This window comes from Syntrophotalea carbinolica DSM 2380 (assembly GCF_000012885.1).
GTDB classification, from domain to species: domain Bacteria; phylum Desulfobacterota; class Desulfuromonadia; order Desulfuromonadales; family Syntrophotaleaceae; genus Syntrophotalea; species Syntrophotalea carbinolica.
The window spans coordinates 3241311-3258853 of record NC_007498.2; the positions used below are offsets into that span (position 1 = coordinate 3241311).

The 17543-nt window shown below is 57.9% G+C and carries 14 protein-coding genes; 9 read left to right on the forward strand and 5 right to left on the reverse strand.

Going from position 1 to position 17543, the window contains the following annotated elements; translation table 11 throughout:
• The first annotated feature begins 201 nt into the window (after positions 1 to 201).
• From PCAR_RS15080 to PCAR_RS15120, 9 genes are all read left to right on the forward strand, one after another.
• Positions 202 to 843: a lysophospholipid acyltransferase family protein gene (locus PCAR_RS15080; protein ID WP_011342559.1), complete on the forward strand. Its 642-nt coding sequence runs from the start codon at positions 202 to 204 to the stop codon at positions 841 to 843.
• Between the two features lie 67 nt (positions 844 to 910).
• On the forward strand, positions 911 to 2653 hold the full coding sequence (locus tag PCAR_RS15085) for a bifunctional alpha/beta hydrolase/class I SAM-dependent methyltransferase (RefSeq protein ID WP_011342560.1): 1743 nt from the start codon (positions 911 to 913) through the stop codon (positions 2651 to 2653).
• On the forward strand, positions 2608 to 4044 hold the full coding sequence (locus PCAR_RS15090; RefSeq protein WP_011342561.1) for a phosphatase PAP2/dual specificity phosphatase family protein: 1437 nt from the start codon (positions 2608 to 2610) through the stop codon (positions 4042 to 4044). The genes PCAR_RS15085 and PCAR_RS15090 overlap by 46 nt, the downstream gene beginning before the upstream one ends.
• 240 nt (positions 4045 to 4284) lie before the next feature.
• Positions 4285 to 5070 carry a molybdate ABC transporter substrate-binding protein gene (gene modA, locus PCAR_RS15095; protein ID WP_011342562.1) on the forward strand — a complete coding sequence of 262 codons (786 nt, stop codon included), beginning with the start codon at positions 4285 to 4287 and terminating at the stop codon, positions 5068 to 5070.
• Between the two features lie 3 nt (positions 5071 to 5073).
• The gene (locus PCAR_RS15100; RefSeq protein ID WP_011342563.1) at positions 5074 to 5859 is read left to right on the forward strand and encodes an ABC transporter permease; all 786 of its coding nucleotides are present in this window, start codon (positions 5074 to 5076) and stop codon (positions 5857 to 5859) included.
• Positions 5856 to 7007 (forward strand): ATP-binding cassette domain-containing protein, encoded by a 1152-nt coding sequence (locus PCAR_RS15105; protein ID WP_011342564.1) that lies wholly within the window; start codon positions 5856 to 5858, stop codon positions 7005 to 7007. Before PCAR_RS15100 ends, PCAR_RS15105 begins: the two co-directional genes overlap by 4 nt.
• Before the next feature lie 116 nt (positions 7008 to 7123).
• Positions 7124 to 7978, forward strand: coding sequence for a TerC family protein (locus PCAR_RS15110; protein ID WP_011342565.1), 855 nt, complete (start codon positions 7124 to 7126; stop codon positions 7976 to 7978).
• A 42-nt stretch (positions 7979 to 8020) separates the two neighbouring features.
• On the forward strand, positions 8021 to 8653 hold the full coding sequence (locus tag PCAR_RS15115; RefSeq protein ID WP_011342566.1) for a hypothetical protein: 633 nt from the start codon (positions 8021 to 8023) through the stop codon (positions 8651 to 8653).
• A gap of 66 nt (positions 8654 to 8719) precedes the next feature.
• Positions 8720 to 9631, forward strand: a complete 912-nt coding sequence (locus tag PCAR_RS15120) for a Gfo/Idh/MocA family oxidoreductase (protein WP_011342567.1) — start codon at positions 8720 to 8722, stop codon at positions 9629 to 9631.
• Between the two features lie 83 nt (positions 9632 to 9714).
• Here the strand turns inward: PCAR_RS15120 and PCAR_RS15125 are convergent, their stop codons facing one another.
• The 5 genes from PCAR_RS15125 to pgaA form a co-directional block, all read right to left on the reverse strand.
• Positions 9715 to 11169: a DUF4139 domain-containing protein gene (locus PCAR_RS15125; RefSeq protein ID WP_011342568.1), complete on the reverse strand. Its 1455-nt coding sequence runs from the start codon at positions 11167 to 11169 to the stop codon at positions 9715 to 9717.
• 135 nt (positions 11170 to 11304) lie between these two features.
• Positions 11305 to 11850: a poly-beta-1,6-N-acetyl-D-glucosamine biosynthesis protein PgaD gene (pgaD, locus tag PCAR_RS15130; RefSeq protein WP_011342569.1), complete on the reverse strand. Its 546-nt coding sequence runs from the start codon at positions 11848 to 11850 to the stop codon at positions 11305 to 11307.
• Positions 11851 to 11858: 8 nt separating this feature from the next.
• Positions 11859 to 13115 carry a poly-beta-1,6-N-acetyl-D-glucosamine synthase gene (gene pgaC, locus PCAR_RS15135; protein WP_011342570.1) on the reverse strand — a complete coding sequence of 419 codons (1257 nt, stop codon included), beginning with the start codon at positions 13113 to 13115 and terminating at the stop codon, positions 11859 to 11861.
• A 2-nt stretch (positions 13116 to 13117) separates the two neighbouring features.
• Positions 13118 to 15040, reverse strand: a complete 1923-nt coding sequence (pgaB, locus tag PCAR_RS15140; RefSeq protein ID WP_011342571.1) for a poly-beta-1,6-N-acetyl-D-glucosamine N-deacetylase PgaB — start codon at positions 15038 to 15040, stop codon at positions 13118 to 13120.
• 2 nt (positions 15041 to 15042) lie between these two features.
• Positions 15043 to 17436, reverse strand: coding sequence for a poly-beta-1,6 N-acetyl-D-glucosamine export porin PgaA (pgaA, locus tag PCAR_RS15145; protein WP_148204361.1), 2394 nt, complete (start codon positions 17434 to 17436; stop codon positions 15043 to 15045).
• Positions 17437 to 17543: the final 107 nt, after the last annotated feature.

Below are 17543 nucleotides of genomic sequence, written 5' to 3' on the forward strand. Positions count from 1 at the left end.
CTTGCAATGCCCTGACTTTCCTCAATAAAAACCACAGGACATATCGCCTGAAAAAGAACTGAACGCATCTTCCATCTTTATGACGCAAGAGTGACACACGCCGTGCGGGGGGGGGGGGGGGCGCCTTCGCGATGTTGAAGTACTTCACGGCAAAACAATATCCCGCCTTACGGCAGCATCAGCTGAACAGGAGCTACCGACATGACCAACATCCTGCGCTACCTCTGGTTCCTCTGCATCGTCAGGCCCGTGGTGCTGTTCGCTATGGGGGTGCACATCCTCCATAGAGAGAGGCTCTTGAACCATGCGCCAGCCATCATTGTCGCCAACCACAACAGCCACCTCGATGCCATGGTACTGATCTCCCTGTTCCCCCTGAAAAGGTTCCACAAAGTCCGTCCCGTGGCGGCAGCGGATTATTTTCTGCGTAACCGCTGGCTGGCCTGGTTCGCCCTTAACATCATCGGCATCATTCCCCTCCGACGGCACCGACAGACACCCGCCACCGACCCCCTTGCCGGCTGTTCCAGGGCTCTTGAACAAGGCGATATTCTGATTCTCTTCCCGGAAGGCAGCCGGGGAGAACCGGAGCGATTGACCGCCTTTCGCACGGGCATAGCTCATCTGGCAAAACGCTTTCCATCGGTTCCGATCATTCCGGTATTCATGCAGGGATTAGGCAAAGCTCTGCCACGGGGCGAATGGATACCGGTACCGGTCACCTGCGATGTGGTGGTCGGCGAACCGCTGTACTGGACTGGAGCACGCCGGGTTTTCATGGAAGACCTTGAAAACCGAATGAACGTTCTGGCTGAGCAGGTGCGACGCCCCGTTCTGGAATAAAAAAATCTGCCATTGTCAATTTCGGCTGCTATCGAAAGTTGGCGCCCGACACCAAAAAGGAGGCAGTATGCATCACTGGACCCCATCCGAAAGCTATTTCACCAGCTGGGACGGCACAGAGTTGTTTTACCGCAGCTGGCAACCCACGACCGACAGCAAACAGGCCCTGATCTTCATTCACCGGGGACACGAGCATTCCGGACGTATCGCCCAACAGGTCGAAGACCTCGGCTTGACCGATTTCTGGGCCTTCTCCTGGGACAATCGCGGACATGGTCATTCCCCGGGCCGACGCGGGCATGCCGACAGCTACTCCCATCTGGTCAAAGACCTGGATACCTTCGTCCGTTTTGTTTCCGAACGCTATGAGATCCCCATGGAGAACATCGCCGTGGTGGCCAACAGTGTCGGCGCCGTTACCGCCGCGACCTGGGTCCACGATTATGCGCCGCGCATCCGGGCCATGGTACTGGCCGCACCGGCCTTTCGAATCCGCCTTTATGTCCCCCTGGCGATACCTCTACTGCGGCTGTGGCTCAAAATCAAAGACAAGGCCTTCGTCAGCAGCTACGTTAAATCCAAGCTCCTGACCCATGACCGCGAACAGGCCCGCCGCTACGACGAGGACGAGCTCATCACCCGGGACATCGCCGTCAATATCCTACTCGGGCTGCATGATACGGCAACGCGGATTATCGAAGACGCGGCCGCCATCATCACGCCCACCCTGATCTTATCGGCCGGATCCGACCGGGTGGTGAAAAATTCCGCCCAACACCGCTTCTATCGAAGACTCGGAGCTCCGACCAAGTGCCTGGAAACCTATCCGGGCTTTTTCCATGCTCTGCTCTATGAAAAGGATCGCCAGCGACCGATGGCCCATGCCCGCGAATTCATCCTGCAGGCATTCCGCTCCGACATCGACCGCACAGCCCTGCTAAAGGCCGACCGGGGAGGGTTCACCCGTACCGAATACGATCTGCTCCGCAGCCCCGCCCCCTGGCTCAAAAAGCTTAATTTTGCCGCACAAAAATTCATGATGCGTACTGTCGGAAGCCTCAGCAAAGGTATCCGCCTGGGGAGAAAAACCGGTTTCGATTCCGGTCGTTCCCTCGATTACGTCTACGAAAACAGGGCCAGGGGTATCGGCCCTATCGGCAAATTTATCGACAGGGGATATCTGGATGCCATCGGTTGGCGAGGCATCCGCATGCGCCGGCAACATCTGGAAAAACAATTAACGCGCACCATCGCCCGCATCACCGACTCCGGACAACCGGTACATTTGCTCGATGTCGCTACCGGTTGCGGGCGCTACGTGCTGAATGTGCTCAAAAACCACGATGACCAAAAAATCGATGCTCTGCTGCGCGATTTCACTGCAGCCAATCTGGAGCAGGGGCATGCCCTTGCCGCTGCAATGGGACTGGAAAACGTGCGTTTCGAACAGGCCGATGCCTTCGACCCGGACACGATTCGCCCACTGCAACCGCGCCCTAATCTGGCCATCGTCTCCGGCCTTTATGAACTGTTCCCCGACAATGACATGGTCGGTGCGTCCCTGCGGGGGATCGGGGATGCCGTCGAACCGGGCGGTTACCTGATCTACACCGGACAACCCTGGCACCCTCAAGTGGAGATGATCGCCCGCGTGCTGACCAATCGGGACGGCGTTCCCTGGATTATGCGACGCCGCAGCCAGGCGGAAATGGACGAACTGGTCAGGCAGGCAGGTTTCGATAAAATCGCAATGGAGGTCGACCCATGGGGGATATTCACCGTTTCCGTGGCACGGCGCGTCGCGATCTGATCGACGCCGTCCTTACAGCCTCCGGCACCTCCCTGTTGTTCATTTTGGTTTACGGCGGCTGTTCATGGATTACCGCACAGCGTAGTGGCATCGGCACCCTGGTTTTCGGTTGGGAGCGAAGCATACCCTTTATCCCGGCAATGATCGTACCTTATATGTCCATCGATCTGTTGTTCGTCGGGGCGCCCTTCCTTTGCAGCGACATTGCGGAACGCCGGCTGCTGGCAAAAAGGCTCTGCTTTGTCATCCTGGTTGCCGGCGGCTTCTTCTTGCTGATGCCGCTACGCTTCGCATTCCCGAGACCGGTACCGGAAGACTGGACGGCGCCGATCTTCCGTTTCCTGCACGGATTCGACCGCCCCTACAACATGTTTCCGTCGCTGCATATTGCCCTGCGAACCCTTCTGGCCGACACCTATGCCCGTCACACCCGGGGACTTCTGCGCCTGACGGTACATATCTGGTTCAGCCTGATCGGCCTGTCGACGGTTTTGACCTGGCAGCACCATGTCATCGATGTGGCCGGCGGCTTCACCCTGGCCCTGCTGTGCTTCTACCTGATACGCCAACCCTTTGCCCAATCGCCGGTCTGCAACAGGCGGGTCGGCCTTTATTACATCACCGGCGCAACCATCTGCGTTATGGCCGCCATCGGTTTTAGCACCCCGGGCGTGCTCCTGCTCTGGCCCGCATTTGCCCTCTACGCTGTCGGCGCCGCTTATCTGGGAGTAGCGACGTGTCCTTACCATAAGCACAACGGCAAGCTACCATTGAGCAGTCGCTGGCTTCTGGCCCCGGTGCTGTCAGGACACCGGTTCTCGCTGCTTTACTATCGACGCCGAACCGCCCCGTGGAATGAAATCATTCCTGGTCTTTGGCTCGGCCGGCAACTCGATGAAGAAGAAGCAAAACACGCCATCGACGCGGGAGTCACCGCGGTTCTCGATTTGACCTCCGAATTCAGTGAGCCGAAAACCTTCCGCGCTCTCCGCTACCTGAATCTGCCGGTACTCGATCTCACCGCACCGCGCCGAAAACAGCTTGTCGAAGCGATAGAGTTTATCGGCAACGAAAGACAGGAGGGTACGGTTTACGTCCATTGCAAGATAGGCTTTTCGCGAAGTGCGGCGGTGGTCGGGACCTATCTCCTCAGGGCCGGCATCACAAAAACGGCGGACCAGGCTATCGCCATGATGCGACGCGCCAGACCCGGGTTGATCGTCAGGCCCGAAGCCCGCAGGACCATTCAGCAGGAACAGACCCGCTTAAGTAGTGCAACCCCCGGCCGTAAAAGACAGGTCACCCCCCTTCCGGAGGGAGCGACGCACCATGACCCCTTTCCGATGTCTCAGACCGGCACCGATGCAGGGGAGAAGATGCCAGCACCTTGACTGCAAACGCGGTCCCCCGTCCGGGGACTCCGTTATTTACTTGCGAAAATACCGAAAAGCTGGCACACTCGGGGCATTATACACCTATGTGTTCCTCCATGTGCTGCGTTTTGGCGGATACTCCTGTGAGCGTGGCACCGATAGGGGACTTCGGAAACGAAGTCCCCTTCCGCGTGTCATGATGGGAAAATGTCAGAGCTCGGTTCACCTGCGGGAACACCTTTGCAATGGGAGGGAAAAATGCGCAACAAAATCTTTCAAACAATCTGGCTGGTACTCATCCTGGCGCTGACGGGCATCCCCTGTCCCGCATGGAGCGCTCCGGAGCCTTTGACCATTTATTCCGGGGCAGGATTAATGAAGCCGATGGACGAGCTGAAAGCAGGCTTCGAAGCCCGCTATAACATCCCGGTTCAGCTTATCTACGGCGGTTCCGGCGAACTGTTCGGCATGATCGCCACCCGCAAAGCGGGTGACGTTTTCATCCCCGGAGCCGAAAAATACGTCAAGGACGCCATCAATCGGGGCCTGGCCCGAGCCGAAGGACAGCGCTCGGTCTGCTACCATGTACCGATCATCCTTGTACCGGCCGGCAATCCTGGTAACGTCCACTCCCTGCAGGACCTGGCCCGCCCCGGTATTCGCGTCGCCTTCGCCGACGCCAAAGCTGCGGCCATCGGCAAAGTGGCAAATGCCATTCTGAAAAAAAACGCCCTGGTGGAAAAGGTTGCCCCCAACGTGGTGGTAAGACCGAGCACCACCAACCAGTTGTTGATCTATACGGCAACCGGTCAAGTGGATGCCTGCATCGCCTGGGAAGATCAGTCCACGTGGGGACAGGCCAAAGGCAAGGTCGAAATTGTGCGCATTCCATCAGCGCAAAACACCGTCAAAACCATCCCCTCCGCCGTCGTGGCTTTTTCCAAACAAGCGGACAATGCACAGCTGTTCGTCGATTACATCGCTTCGGCTGAAGGCAAGACCCTGTGGAAAAAATGGGGGTTCCCCATCGACAAGCCGGAATAAGTCATGGGCAATCGCATATTCAAGGCCGGCCTTGCGGGAATCACCGTATTGTTTGTCGGCATGCTGTTGTGGGCCATGCTGTCGCTCATCTTCATGCCCCGCTGGGCCGAGGTGGTCGGCAGCACCCTGTCCGCGGAGATGCTCTACAGCATCCGTCTTTCCCTGACCACCAGTGCCATTTCCGTCGCCGTGGTCATGCTTCTGGCAGTCAGTATCGGCTACGTTCTGGCGCGTTTCCGTTTTCCAGGGCACCAGTTGTTGCGAACGGTGGTCGATTTGCCGATGGCCTTCCCCGAACTGGTTCTGGGCCTCTGCCTGCTGCTTTTGTTCGGTCATGATCCGCTGGCCGGATGGCTGAAACAGCTGGGAATCGATGTCGTATTCAGCAAAACCGGCATTGCCATCGCCCAGATATTCACTGCCGCACCGTATGCCACCCGGGTGGTCTATGCAGCTTTTCGCAGCATCAGCCCCCGTTATGAAATGGTTGCCCGCAGCCTTGGCTGCGGGCAATGGACCGCCTTCTGGAAGGTCACCCTGCCGATGGCCAGAGGGGGACTTTTCGCCGGCGCAGTCATTGCCTTTGCCCGCTGCATGGGATGTTTCGGAACCGTGCTCATCCTCGCAGGCGGCACCCGCATGCACACGGAAACCTTACCCATCACCCTGTATCTCAACATCTCCTACGGCAACCTGGCGATGGCCATGACCTCCGGCATCCTGTTGATCCTGATTTCCCTGGCGGCGATCGTGACTTTCGAGATACTCAATGACGAGGTGGTTTTATGACGGTGTTACTTGAGGTTCAAAACCTGCACGTCGATCTGGGGGAATTCAGCTTGCGAGGTGCCGACCTCGCTATCGCGGAGGGGGATTACTGCTGCCTGATCGGTGATTCGGGAGCCGGTAAAAGTGTGCTGTTGGAGACCGTAGTGGGCAGCTTCCGCCCCCACCGGGGAAAAGTCCTGCTGCATGGCCAGGATGTCACCAACTGCCCCCCTGAACTCCGTAACCTCGGCATCGTTTATCAGGATTACATGCTCTTTCCCCATCTGAACGTGTTCGACAATATCGCTTTCGGATTGCGGCGCCAGAAAGGTTCCCGCACCGAGCTGAAAAACGAGGTCAACACCATTGCAGCCAGGGTCGGTATCGAACATCTGCTGCATCGCGACATCAAAACCCTTTCCGGCGGCGAGCAACAACGCGCCGCGCTGGCCAGGGCACTCATAACCCGGCCGCAAGTGCTGCTGCTCGATGAAGCCTTCAGTGCATTGGACGTAGCCAGTCGGGAGCGGATGCGGCGTCTGCTGCGGGAGCTGGTCAAGGACCTGCATGTCACCGTACTGCATGTCACACACGACATGGAAGACGTCTGGGCGCTTGCCGACCAGGTGGCAGTCCTGCACGATGGGCAAATCCTGCAAACGGGCAGCCCCGAGCACATTTTCAGCTGTCCGCAGCCCGGGTTTGTCGCGGAATTCCTCGGGGCTCGCAACGTCCTGCACGGTTCCGTTCTGCAATGCGATGCATCGGGGTTGACCCATGTCGCCGTCGGCCAGATTGATCTGTTCAGCGCCGATCAGGCAGCGGTCGGCCGCGAGGTTCATCTTTCCGTGCGCCCGGAGGAACTCGCCGTCGCCCGGCAACAACTGCCCATCACCCTGCGCAATCAGATCCCGGTAAAAATACGCCACCTGGAACGCCGGGGTCCTCTGGTCTGGGTCACCGGAGAAGCCGCCGGGTTCTCTCTCGAAGCCGCCGTGACGGTTTCCGGGGCGCAAGAACAGGAACTGAAGGTCGGCGACGAAGCGGTCTTCGCCTTTTCCGCAAGCAGCTTGCGCGTCATCGCCCCGGAAAACCAGGCCCACTCAAATCGACTTGAAGGTCTTTCCGCCGAACCGTTGCCGGCGTTGGAAGCAATGGCAGGCGGCTAAAACCGGGCAACACCTTATATCCGACAAAATTACTTGGCGCAGGGCTGTTTCCACGTTACACTCCGAAAAATTATCTAGCTGTCTTTTCACCCCGCTTTACCGAAAACGGATGTACCATGGAACTGTCCCTGCTGTCGCAACTCGGCCAAGAAATCGTCAATTTCCACGCTTTTGATCTGTTGACCATCGGCACCCTCGCCATCCTCGAGGGGATTCTGTCGGTGGACAATGCCCTGGTGCTGGCCATCCTGGTGCGCAATCTGCCCCGCCAGCAGCAAAAGCGGGCCCTGACCTACGGCATCATCGGCGCGTTCGTCTTCCGTTTTATAGCGTTGGTGTTCGCTGCCCACCTGATGCGTTTCGGCTTCTTCAAACTCATCGGCGGCGGCTATCTGATCTATCTGGCCATGAAACACATGTTTTTCTTTTACAAAGAAGACGCCCACCAGCTACGGGACAAACCGGCAGCCGGTTTCTGGAAAATAGTGATCATGGTGGAACTGACCGACATCGCCTTTTCCATCGACAGCATCACCACCGCCGTTGCCATGACCGACAAGCTGCTGGTGGTCTGGGTCGGCGGCATCCTCGGCATCATCTTCCTGCGGTTCGCCGCGAGTTTTTTCGTCCGGCTGCTGGAACGTCTGCCGCGCCTGGAAGACCTGGCCTATCAGCTGATCTTCTTCATCGGCACCAAACTGTTCCTCGACGGCTTTCACGTCGAAATCAGCCACGGCATTTTCTGGCTGATGATGGGTATCATCGCCGTGCTCGGTGCCTCGCTGGTCTACCGTGACTACTATCAGCGGCGCACCCACAGCCGTCACCAGAACCACCTGCTCGGAAAACTCCAGCAAGGCGAACTGTCCGTCGACGAGGCCCTTGCCCTCGACCCGGTACCCGCCGAAATCATCGCCTGGTTGCGCGCCAACGGCCACTTGGAAATACGCGAAACGCCTGCAGGGACATAGTCGGCAAGCGCCTCAACGAGACGCCTCTGCTATACTCGTAACATGACTCGCAGAGACCGTTTGCGCCAGCTCATCGCCCGGGAAGCAGCCCGCCTCATGTACGAGGAGCAGATCAAGGAATACATGACCGCCAAACGCAAGGCGGCGCGTGCCTTCGGTCTGGAAAAGCGCCTGAGCCTCGGCCACCACCTGCCCTCCAACAGCGAAATCCACGCCGAACTGCAACGCCTTATCAACCTGCTCGAACCCGAGGTGTTGCCGGAGCGGTTGCTGCAAATGCGGGTGCTGGCCCTCAAGTACATGGAACTGCTGGCCCCGTTTCGCCCCTACCTGATCGGCTCGGTACTCTCGGGCTGCGTCACCCAGCGCAGCGATATCGACCTGCATCTGTTCGCCGACGACCCGGAGGAGGTGGAACGCTTCCTGGCCGACCGGCATCTGGACTTCATTTCGGAAATCGTTACGATCCACAAAGGCGGGCGGTTCCACGATTATCCCCACCTCTACCTGGAAGAAAACGGCATCGAACTGGAGTTGTCCGTTTATCCACCCCGGGAGCGACAAAACATCCCCCGAAGCAGTATTACCGGCAAGGCCATGGAGCGGGCCGACGCCAAACAGCTGCGCCGACTGATCTCCGCCTCCTTCACCCTCCCGGACCATCCTGACACCTGATCGGGCCGGGCCGCCATAATTCTTCCCAGCCGCTATACTTGAAAAAAAGCGCATCGGGAGGTATCCATGGAAAAGCGAAAGAAGCTGGCCATTGTAGGTTGCGGCGCCTTGGGCCAAGCCTGCGGCAGGGCCATTGCCGCTACGGACGATCTGGTTTTGGCCGGTTTCGTACGACGGCCGCAAAAGGTCGGGAAAAAACTGCCGAAGCCCTTCCGCGAGATTCCAACTGCGGAGCACATCAGCGAACTGGGCCATGTGGATGCAGCTTTGGTCTGCACACCGACCCCCACGGTCCGGGAAATCGTCATCGGGCTGCTCCAACACCACATACCGGCAGTGGAGTGCGCAACCTTGCACGGAGAGGATTTCGTCAATCACAAACGGGAAATCGATCGGATGGCCGACCATTTTGAAACCCCGGCCATCGTCGGCGCAGGGTGGGACCCGGGGGCATTATCCCTGCTGCGTAATCTGTTTGCGGTTGTGACCCCCAAGGGACACACCGAAACCAGCTGGCACCCCGGCATCAGCCTGCATCACAGCACCGTCGCCGGCAACATCCCCGGAGTAAAAAAAGCTCTAACCGCCGAATTTCGCCGGCCCGGGGGAGCCATGCAGCGTTACGTTTATATCGAAGTGGAACAGGAGGCCGATTTTGAACAGGTGGCGAACGCCATCCGCAACGATCCGCTGTATCTGACGGAACAGACCGAGGTCTTTCAGGTGGATTCCGTCGAGGAACTGGAAAACGAGGGCCACGGCGTGCTGCTGGAGCGGCGCGGCATAGCTGCCGGCGCCGACCGCCAGCACCTGTTGCTGGAAGCGCGTTACCGCGAGGTCGCCATGGCTGCCCAGGTCATGGTAGCCGCGGCTCGTGCCCTGAAGCGCAAGGGGCACCGGGCATACAGCCTGTTTGATCTGCCACCGCGGGCCTTATGGGGCCTTCTGGCAGATTATGCGGAAAAGCAGTGGATCTGAAACTGAAAGACAAAAAACAAGGGGGAGCGCACATGGCGCTCCCCTTTGTTTTCGGTTCCCTTAACTTATGAGACTGGGGGCTGTCAGTACCGCACCCGCACCCGGTAGGTCAACACGGTCTTGCCTTCGGCGGGGATGGCGATCTGCCAGGTAGCGGTGTGGGCATCTTTTTTGGTGTGGGCGTGGCTTTGTTGCAGGATCCGCCAGTCCCCGGGCATCGGTTCCTCGACCTTGACCGTAACCGGCTGGCGTTTGGCATTTTTCAACTCGAGCCGATAGGCCGTCTCGATGACCGTTCCCGATGGTCCGCCGGCAATTTTTTTGTAATCGGTCTGGATGCGATCGGCCGTCACGTCGAAAGCGTCGCCAAGGCGCAGGCGAACTTTTTCGTTTTTGGGGGTGTGATCGATGCGATCTTCACCGACAAACTGGGCGTTGCCGGCGGTATCTTTTTTGTAGACCCGCAAAACGCCCTTGGGCAGAGGGATTCCCAGTCCGGCCTTGGTACTGTTGTTAAATTCCAGGTATACCGCCACTTTGAGTTTTTTGCCGAGCATACCGTGACGCCCGCGGTAGTAATATTCGCCGCCGCGCAGCAGGTATTCCTTGCTCACAGGAACGCCGGAGGCATTCAGCAAAGCGACCTGCTTGACCTGGTTTTCACGGATGGTGGTGAGACGCTCGAGGGTGTAGAGATGATAGTCGAGCAGACTCTCCTCGGCCATGGCGGGTGCGGCGGCCATGACCTTCATGGCCCGCTCCTCAAAAACCTGCCGGCCCATACCCTGCCGGCCGACACGGTGCACATCGCCGGCCACCAGTTGTAAACGTGCCTGATTGTAAGTGGCGCCACTCTGGTTGTTCAGCGTTACCCAGCCGGACAGGTCAAGATGCGCATCCCGATCGTCGAGTTCGGCCACGTAATCGGCCTGCCAGGATAAACCACCGGTCAGATAACTCAGCTCCAGATCGCGCGTTCCGCCTTTATCGGTCGCCACCTGCACCACCAGGGTCGGACGATCGCGCAGGTTGGCCGGCACGTCGGGATAGACCAGGCGTCCGGGAACGCCGGTTTCAATGCGATCCCCCATGCGCAGCACCACCCCGCCGTTGGCCGCCAGCACCCGGGCTGACTCGACGGTTTCGGCACCGGTCTGCGGATGCACCCTTACGACCTGCACTGTGCGGCCGACATATTTTTCCAGCAACTTGCCGGGGGTCAACAGGTCGAAATCGAAACTCTGCTCCACTACCCGGAAGTCACCAGCGCCCTTAACCGGCCGCAAAAGAGCCGTTTCCGGCTGCATACCGGCCGCGACTCCACGCCAGGCCAGCAGATTTTCTCCGGGCGGCAGAGTCAAGCGACGCAGATCCTTGACCAGGGCCAGGTTACTGTTGTAGATGGTCACCGCCACTTGCTGCTGATCGGCAGGCGTACTGCGTAGTTCCGTTATTTCTGTGCCTGCGAACGCGGCAGAGATACTCCCTGTCAGAGCAAAAGCCACAAAGATCCGCAATAAAAGCCGTATTCTCATCATTATTATCTCCCCACTTATGGACGGCAAACCGGCGACAGCCCTCAACATGGAAAAAGCTGTTAGTTACCGACCATTCTACCAGAGCAAAACCATAGCAACGGCACCCGACTCAAAAAATACACATGCCCGAACCATTCAGGGAGCGCAGGGTGGCGGGGAGTTGGCATCGTCCCCCTCGGGAGAAACGGCCCGTGACAAGCTGACACTGCATGCGCAATCCCCCCATGGCGGCGGCTGCGCCGTCTGAACCTCCAGAACCTTGCCTTCCTTATTATGCCGGACATATAAACTGCCATCTTTTCGCCACATGGCCAAAGCCGTAGGATCCACACCATAGTATCCGGTGATCTCGTCAGTAGAAAGCGGGGGCATCGTATTACGCCGCTTTTCCCTGCCCGCGAAGCGACGGTGATTGTACCAGGCCCAGGTCCGCAGGATCACAGCCAGCACCAACACCACCAATCCGTAATTACGTAACGCCTCGAGCAATAACCGTCCACCGTCTTTTTCGATCATCTCATAGGTAAAAAGCCGGATGCCGATCAACCATGCGAACAACGTCAGCAGGGGACGTAGCAGACTCAAAAAAAGACACCAGAAACCTACCGTCAGCACCCCCTGGGCCAGCCGTTGCCCGCGGTTCTGGGCTTCGGGCTTTTCAATAATTAAATTGTCGCCCATCGTTCCCCCTAATAAATTCCGCGGTCGGTCGCGGTCCAGACTGCACGTTCGCCGCGTTTTTTCAGCAATGCTTTTGGCAACCCTACGACGATGGTAAACATATTAATGAGCCAGAATGCCAGCGGGTACCAGATCATCACGTAATAACAGCGCCCCAGACCTCGTTCATAGCGGGAATCGAGAAACATCGCCACCGCGAACTGTAACAGGCAGGTCAGACTCAAAACCACACCGGACCATGCCGGAACAAGGGTCGGAAGCCGCATATCGGCAGGCAGGGGAAAGAACAACCCCCAAAGCCATATCAACCCGATAAGTAACATGGCGTACGACCAGATAATACTCGTAAAATATTCAAAATAGACCCCCCACATTCGGCGCGAGCGCCATTTAAACATATGACGCAGGTAACGCAACAATACCTCGCTACCACCCTGCGCCCAGCGCAGCCGCTGGTTCCACAAGCCTTTGAGGGTTTCCGGCATCAGAATCCAGCACAGGGCATTCGGCTCAAAACGGATATCCCAGTGACTAAGCTGTAAACGCCAGCTGATATCGATATCCTCGGTCATCATGTCGACACTCCAGTAACCGACATGATGCAGTGCCGTTTTACGGAATGCGGAAACCACGCCGGACATGGTAAAAACCCTTCCGTAAACGCGCTGGGCCCGTTTGATAAGCCCGAGGATGGCGGAAAACTCCCCAACCTGGATTTTGCCCAACAGCGTCGAACGGGTACGGATGCGGGGATTACCGGTGACAGCGCCAACCCGGGGACCTTCCAGAAAATGCTGCATCATCCAGAAAATCGCATCGGGATCCAGCAGTGCGTCGCCGTCGATACAAACCAGAAATTCCCCCCGGGCCACCAGCGACGCCATGCGTAATCCCATGGCCTTGCCTTGATTGGTCTCGAAATGCACCACCCGCAGTTGCGGATTTTCCCGGGCCATATCGTCGAGCATCCGCCCGGTCTCATCGGTACTGCCGTCGTTAACGGCTATAACCTCGTAATCGGGATATCGCTGATGAAACAGATAGCCGATGGTATCGTGTAGATGTTCTGCTTCGTTGTGACACGGAACAATAATCGAGACCAGGGGATAGGATGATAAGCTGGGAAGTTCGTCAGGTCGTGCCTTGCGGTACTCGCGACGCAGATAATAATCGAGTCCCCCGACCATCCACAGATAAGCCATGAATAACGGATAATAAAACACAAAGTCGAGCAACGCCTGTAAGATGAAAAATATCGGTTCCATAGCTACTTCTCAAACGGATCACTGTTTACGGAAAATGCCGAGTACAAAGACGTCGCCGCCGGATGGTCGCGGTGAAAGTCATCTGGATAATAACCAAAGTTCACTGCACCCAAGCTCTGCAAAAGCCGCATGTGCCGCGCCAGGGTCTCCGTGGGAACAGGCTGTTTTCGCCCGTTCCAATCAATGCTTTGCAGTTCGAAAACAGTTTTTTTCAAACCGTCTGGAAAACACGCGATGGCCGCTACCAATTTCCGCAACCAGGATTCCGGGTCAGAGGCACCCTCGAGATAGGGCATGGCCATCAAGGCCGTAAAGTCATAAGCTTCCAAAAACAACCCGGGATCCTGGCTGAAACGGAGCTTTCCATCGGAAGCCAGCACCGCCGGTGCGTAAAGATTGCGTGCGGTTTCAATCTCGGGACGGTATGCCCGCACCGCATCGGCCAGTTCCTGCGTAAACACGATCAGATATTCGGTTTTGAGGCGGCTCCAGCGCGTTCGCTCTTCCTCACTCCAGACCCCCGCCAAATCATCCTTTAAGCCCCGTTCCCGGCGCCAGGCCATGGCCGCAGGCTGGGCATCTTCAAAGGACGACAGGACCGCATCATCATGAAACAACACCCCGTCAAAATCGGCATAGCGTGCCAAATCTCCGTAAATGCCGTGCACCAGGGCTCTGACCTCCGGCACAAAGGGGCTGAGGCGTTTATAGGCGTGAGGATCCGGAGATATCTTCCCTGTTTCCGGTTGCTGACTTAGAACCAACAGATCCGGTCGCCCGATTTCGAAGCCAAGTACCGGCAACCAGGCATAGACCTTGACCCCTGCACGGGTTTTGAGTTGCCAGGCGACACGGTTAAACAGATCGGCCCGCACCGGCAAATAATCGTTGGGGAAATACAGGGCATCCGCGACCCCGTCGCCGTCCGGATCGGCAAAAGCCTGCAGGTAAACGGTCGTGATCTGCATCGCCTTGATACGATCGAGCAAAAGCCCCAGGTTGCGTTCGGTCTGCTCCGGATTCGGATCGTAGATGTAATCGAGATCGACCTGCACCACGCGCCTGGAATCTCTGGCCAGAAGGTTGCGGAGTCTCCAGGCCAGACTGGACAGTGGCAGACTGCCCTCGATCAGGAAACGTTTTACCTCGGTCAGATGATCCGTATCGCCTGGACCGTCACCGAGCCCCAGAGCCACCGACATCCCCGCCTTACTTGCGGCTCCGACGGCAGGCTTCGAGTATTTGCCGAATGGCCAGACCATAACCCGGGGGCGAACACCGACCTTCCTTTCGATCAGATCCGCACCCTTCTCCAGATCGGCACGGATACGCGCAATATAGGTCGCATCGTTCTCATAGTGCCCCGTCTCCGGATCATAGCCCCTTGCGGTATAAATCGGCTGCCAGTTCCCCTGTGGATTGGCCAGAATGCCGCCATGGCCGTTGTAGCTGTGTGAGGCGATTTCCACCAGTCCGGATTCAGCCATCTCCCGCAACTGTGGCCAGGACAGGAATTTCTCCCGCGGTACCAGCTTGCCTCCGTAATCGACGGTTTCTCCCGGCGCGGCATCCAACCAACTGCCGACCACGGCCAACACCGCCGGATATCGGTAAGCCTTGAGCAGGGGGAACACCTGGCTGTAAAAGCCGCGGTAGCCATCATCGAAAGTCAACAGCACGGCCTTTTCCGGCAAGGGCTTCTCCCCCTGGCGGGCCCGCAGCAAATCATCGATGCCGATCGGCTGATAGTGATGCTGACGCAACCATGTCAACAGAGCCACGAAACGATCCGTTGACATGCTCAGATCATCGCCGCGTCCGACATCTGGGCGAACATCATGAAAACAGAGACTGATAAAGTCGTCGCCCAGCGCCGGCGCGGCCACACTCATCAAAAGCAGCAGTACGATCCCCGCGATCCGCATGATTAAAACCTCCAGTTCAGTTCGAGGTGACAGCCCAGCTGGTTTTCTCCGTCGCCGTCGTAACTGTGCCGGGCCAGACTCACACCATAGAGCAGAAAAAACCGCGGGGAATATTGCCAGACGTGCTCATAACGCAAAGCCACCGTCGGATCGATGCCAAAATCCTGTTGCCAATAACCGCCCACACTGACGGCCAAACGGTTGCGGAAGGAAAAACGGTAATGGCGGTAAAGGAGCCAATCATTGGCGAGGGTCAGGGTGATATCGGCATCCCGGCTGGGATTGAAATAATACGTATTGTCTTCGTTGTTGGCCGAGGTATAAAACTCGAGGAGACCGTCGAGCCGGTAGTGAGGCCAAACGATCAGCCCCTGTTCGACCCCGCCAAGCAGACTGTAACGGAAATTACCGTCGCTGAAATCCATAAATCCGGCACGCAGCCAATAGCGCCGCAAATCATCGCGGCGATAATTGACGCCGATACTCGCCGAGTCGGCATGAATGCCGTGCTTAAGGGCGCGCAGAGGGGTATCGCGGCTGAACAGTTCCATGTCGACGGGAATCGACCACACATCGTCCGGTGTCCAGACGGCGGCCAAACGCGCCCCCAATTTTTGCCCGCCGGAAAGGCTCCAGGTCATTTCGGCCGTACCCTGAACATTCCGATGCCGATATTCAATCCCAGCCCCGAAGCGCTGCAGGGTTTTATCCCCCTCGGGAAAAGAAGCATGCTGCAGATAGGTAGCTGCAAATCCCCGGTAGCGATGGCGGACCGGCGAGGAGAACAGGGTTGCCGCCAGCGAGAGGTCGCGGCTGCCAAAGGTCGATCCGCTACTCCAACCGGCGGCGACGGAGACCTGCAACTCCCGCATATTATGGGCTTCCCACAACCGTTGCAGACGCTGCACCGCCTTATGCTCGGGATATTCGGCACCCAACTCGCCGATGAGGGTCCCGGCCTGTTCGAATTCGTTGAGGTCCATGCGGTTTTCCGCATAGCCTGTGCGCAGCGATAGATAGGCCGGGTCGAGGGCCAGTCCGAGACGGTAAGCTTGTTCCGCGCGCCGCGGCCATCCACGGGCACCGTATACACCGCCCATTTCACCCAGAATATCGAGATTGGCCGGAGCCTGATGGTACAGCGGGGTCAAACGGGCTTCGCCTTCCTTCAGATCTCCAGCAAAGATCTGCCCCAGAATGGACAGCAACTCCGCCTCCAATCTCTTGGGACCATCGGCCTGCTCCGTCAGCGTCTTTTCGGCCAACGCCAGGGCACCATCGAAATCTTCCTGCTCGAGGTAGGCATAAAATAAACCCTGGGTAGCTTCAAAATTATCAGGTTGGGCCGCCAATACCCGCCGATAAAGGTCTGCAGACCGGACCGGCTCTTCCAGATACAGAAAAGCGTCGGCGACAGCCTGCTGGGCATGGGGAGGCAGTTCGTCGGGATCGACCTGTAAAGAACGGTACTCCTCCACCACACGAGCCATTTCCACCCGGTCACGCAAAGCCACCAAACGATCGATGCGGGCCCGCCGGGCAAAACCTTCACTCCGGGGAAGGTCGGCACGGGCCGCCCGTTCATTGGCCTCCAACATTTCCAGAGCACGATCGGTTCCGTCAAACCGTTCCTTATGCACTTCGCTGCCGTAACTGCCCCAGCGGGTGACCAGGGCCGCACGGTTGGCCCGCAGACGATGAATTTCTGAATCGGTTAAAAGACCCGGCCGCTGTTCCGCCAGTTCACCGGCCAGAAAGGGATCGCCGATGGCCGCGAGAGTCAGGATCTCCATACGCTGTGCCCACTGCGACTGTGGTTGCCAGGTTAGGATGCGCTGGTAGCACTGTAAGGCGGTCACATAATCACCGCGCCCTTCAGCCGCATGAGCTAGGGCGTACTGTGTCCCGATATGCCCCGGGTAGAGTTGCTCGAGGGATTTGGCAAGATCGGCGGCTTCACTATGTTTGCCGGCGTCGGCCAGGGTAAGGAGCAGCCCCACACGCAAAGAGGGCTGCGAACTAAAGCGTTCGATGCCGAGTCGATAAAGAGTTTCGGCCTTATCGAAGGATTTCTGACGACGCAGGGATTCGGCGATCGCTTCCAGCACATAGAAAGGGATCCGTTGTGGATCCGCCTGCTCGAACAGGCCCGCTACGCGGGCATCTTCTCCCGCCCAGGCCAGAACGGCAAGATAATCATTGAGAAGGGGTTGATTGGCAGGGTTGCTGCGATGCAGCTGTTCCAGCAATGGCAGAGCCTCGGCATAATCTCCCTGACGCGCCAGTTCCACCGCTTGGTGATGGTCCAAAACTGGCGGTTGTGCCCATGCCGGGGCAACGACAAGCAACATCAGACTGGAAAACAACAGCGTTATTGTCAAAATGGTGACAGACACACGCCACCGCCGCACATATGATAACCCTTGCAGAAAGGCTCTGAGCGAGCCGCTGGTACCCCTCACGCTGATGTCCCCCTGATATATCCACACCGGCCGCCTGCCGG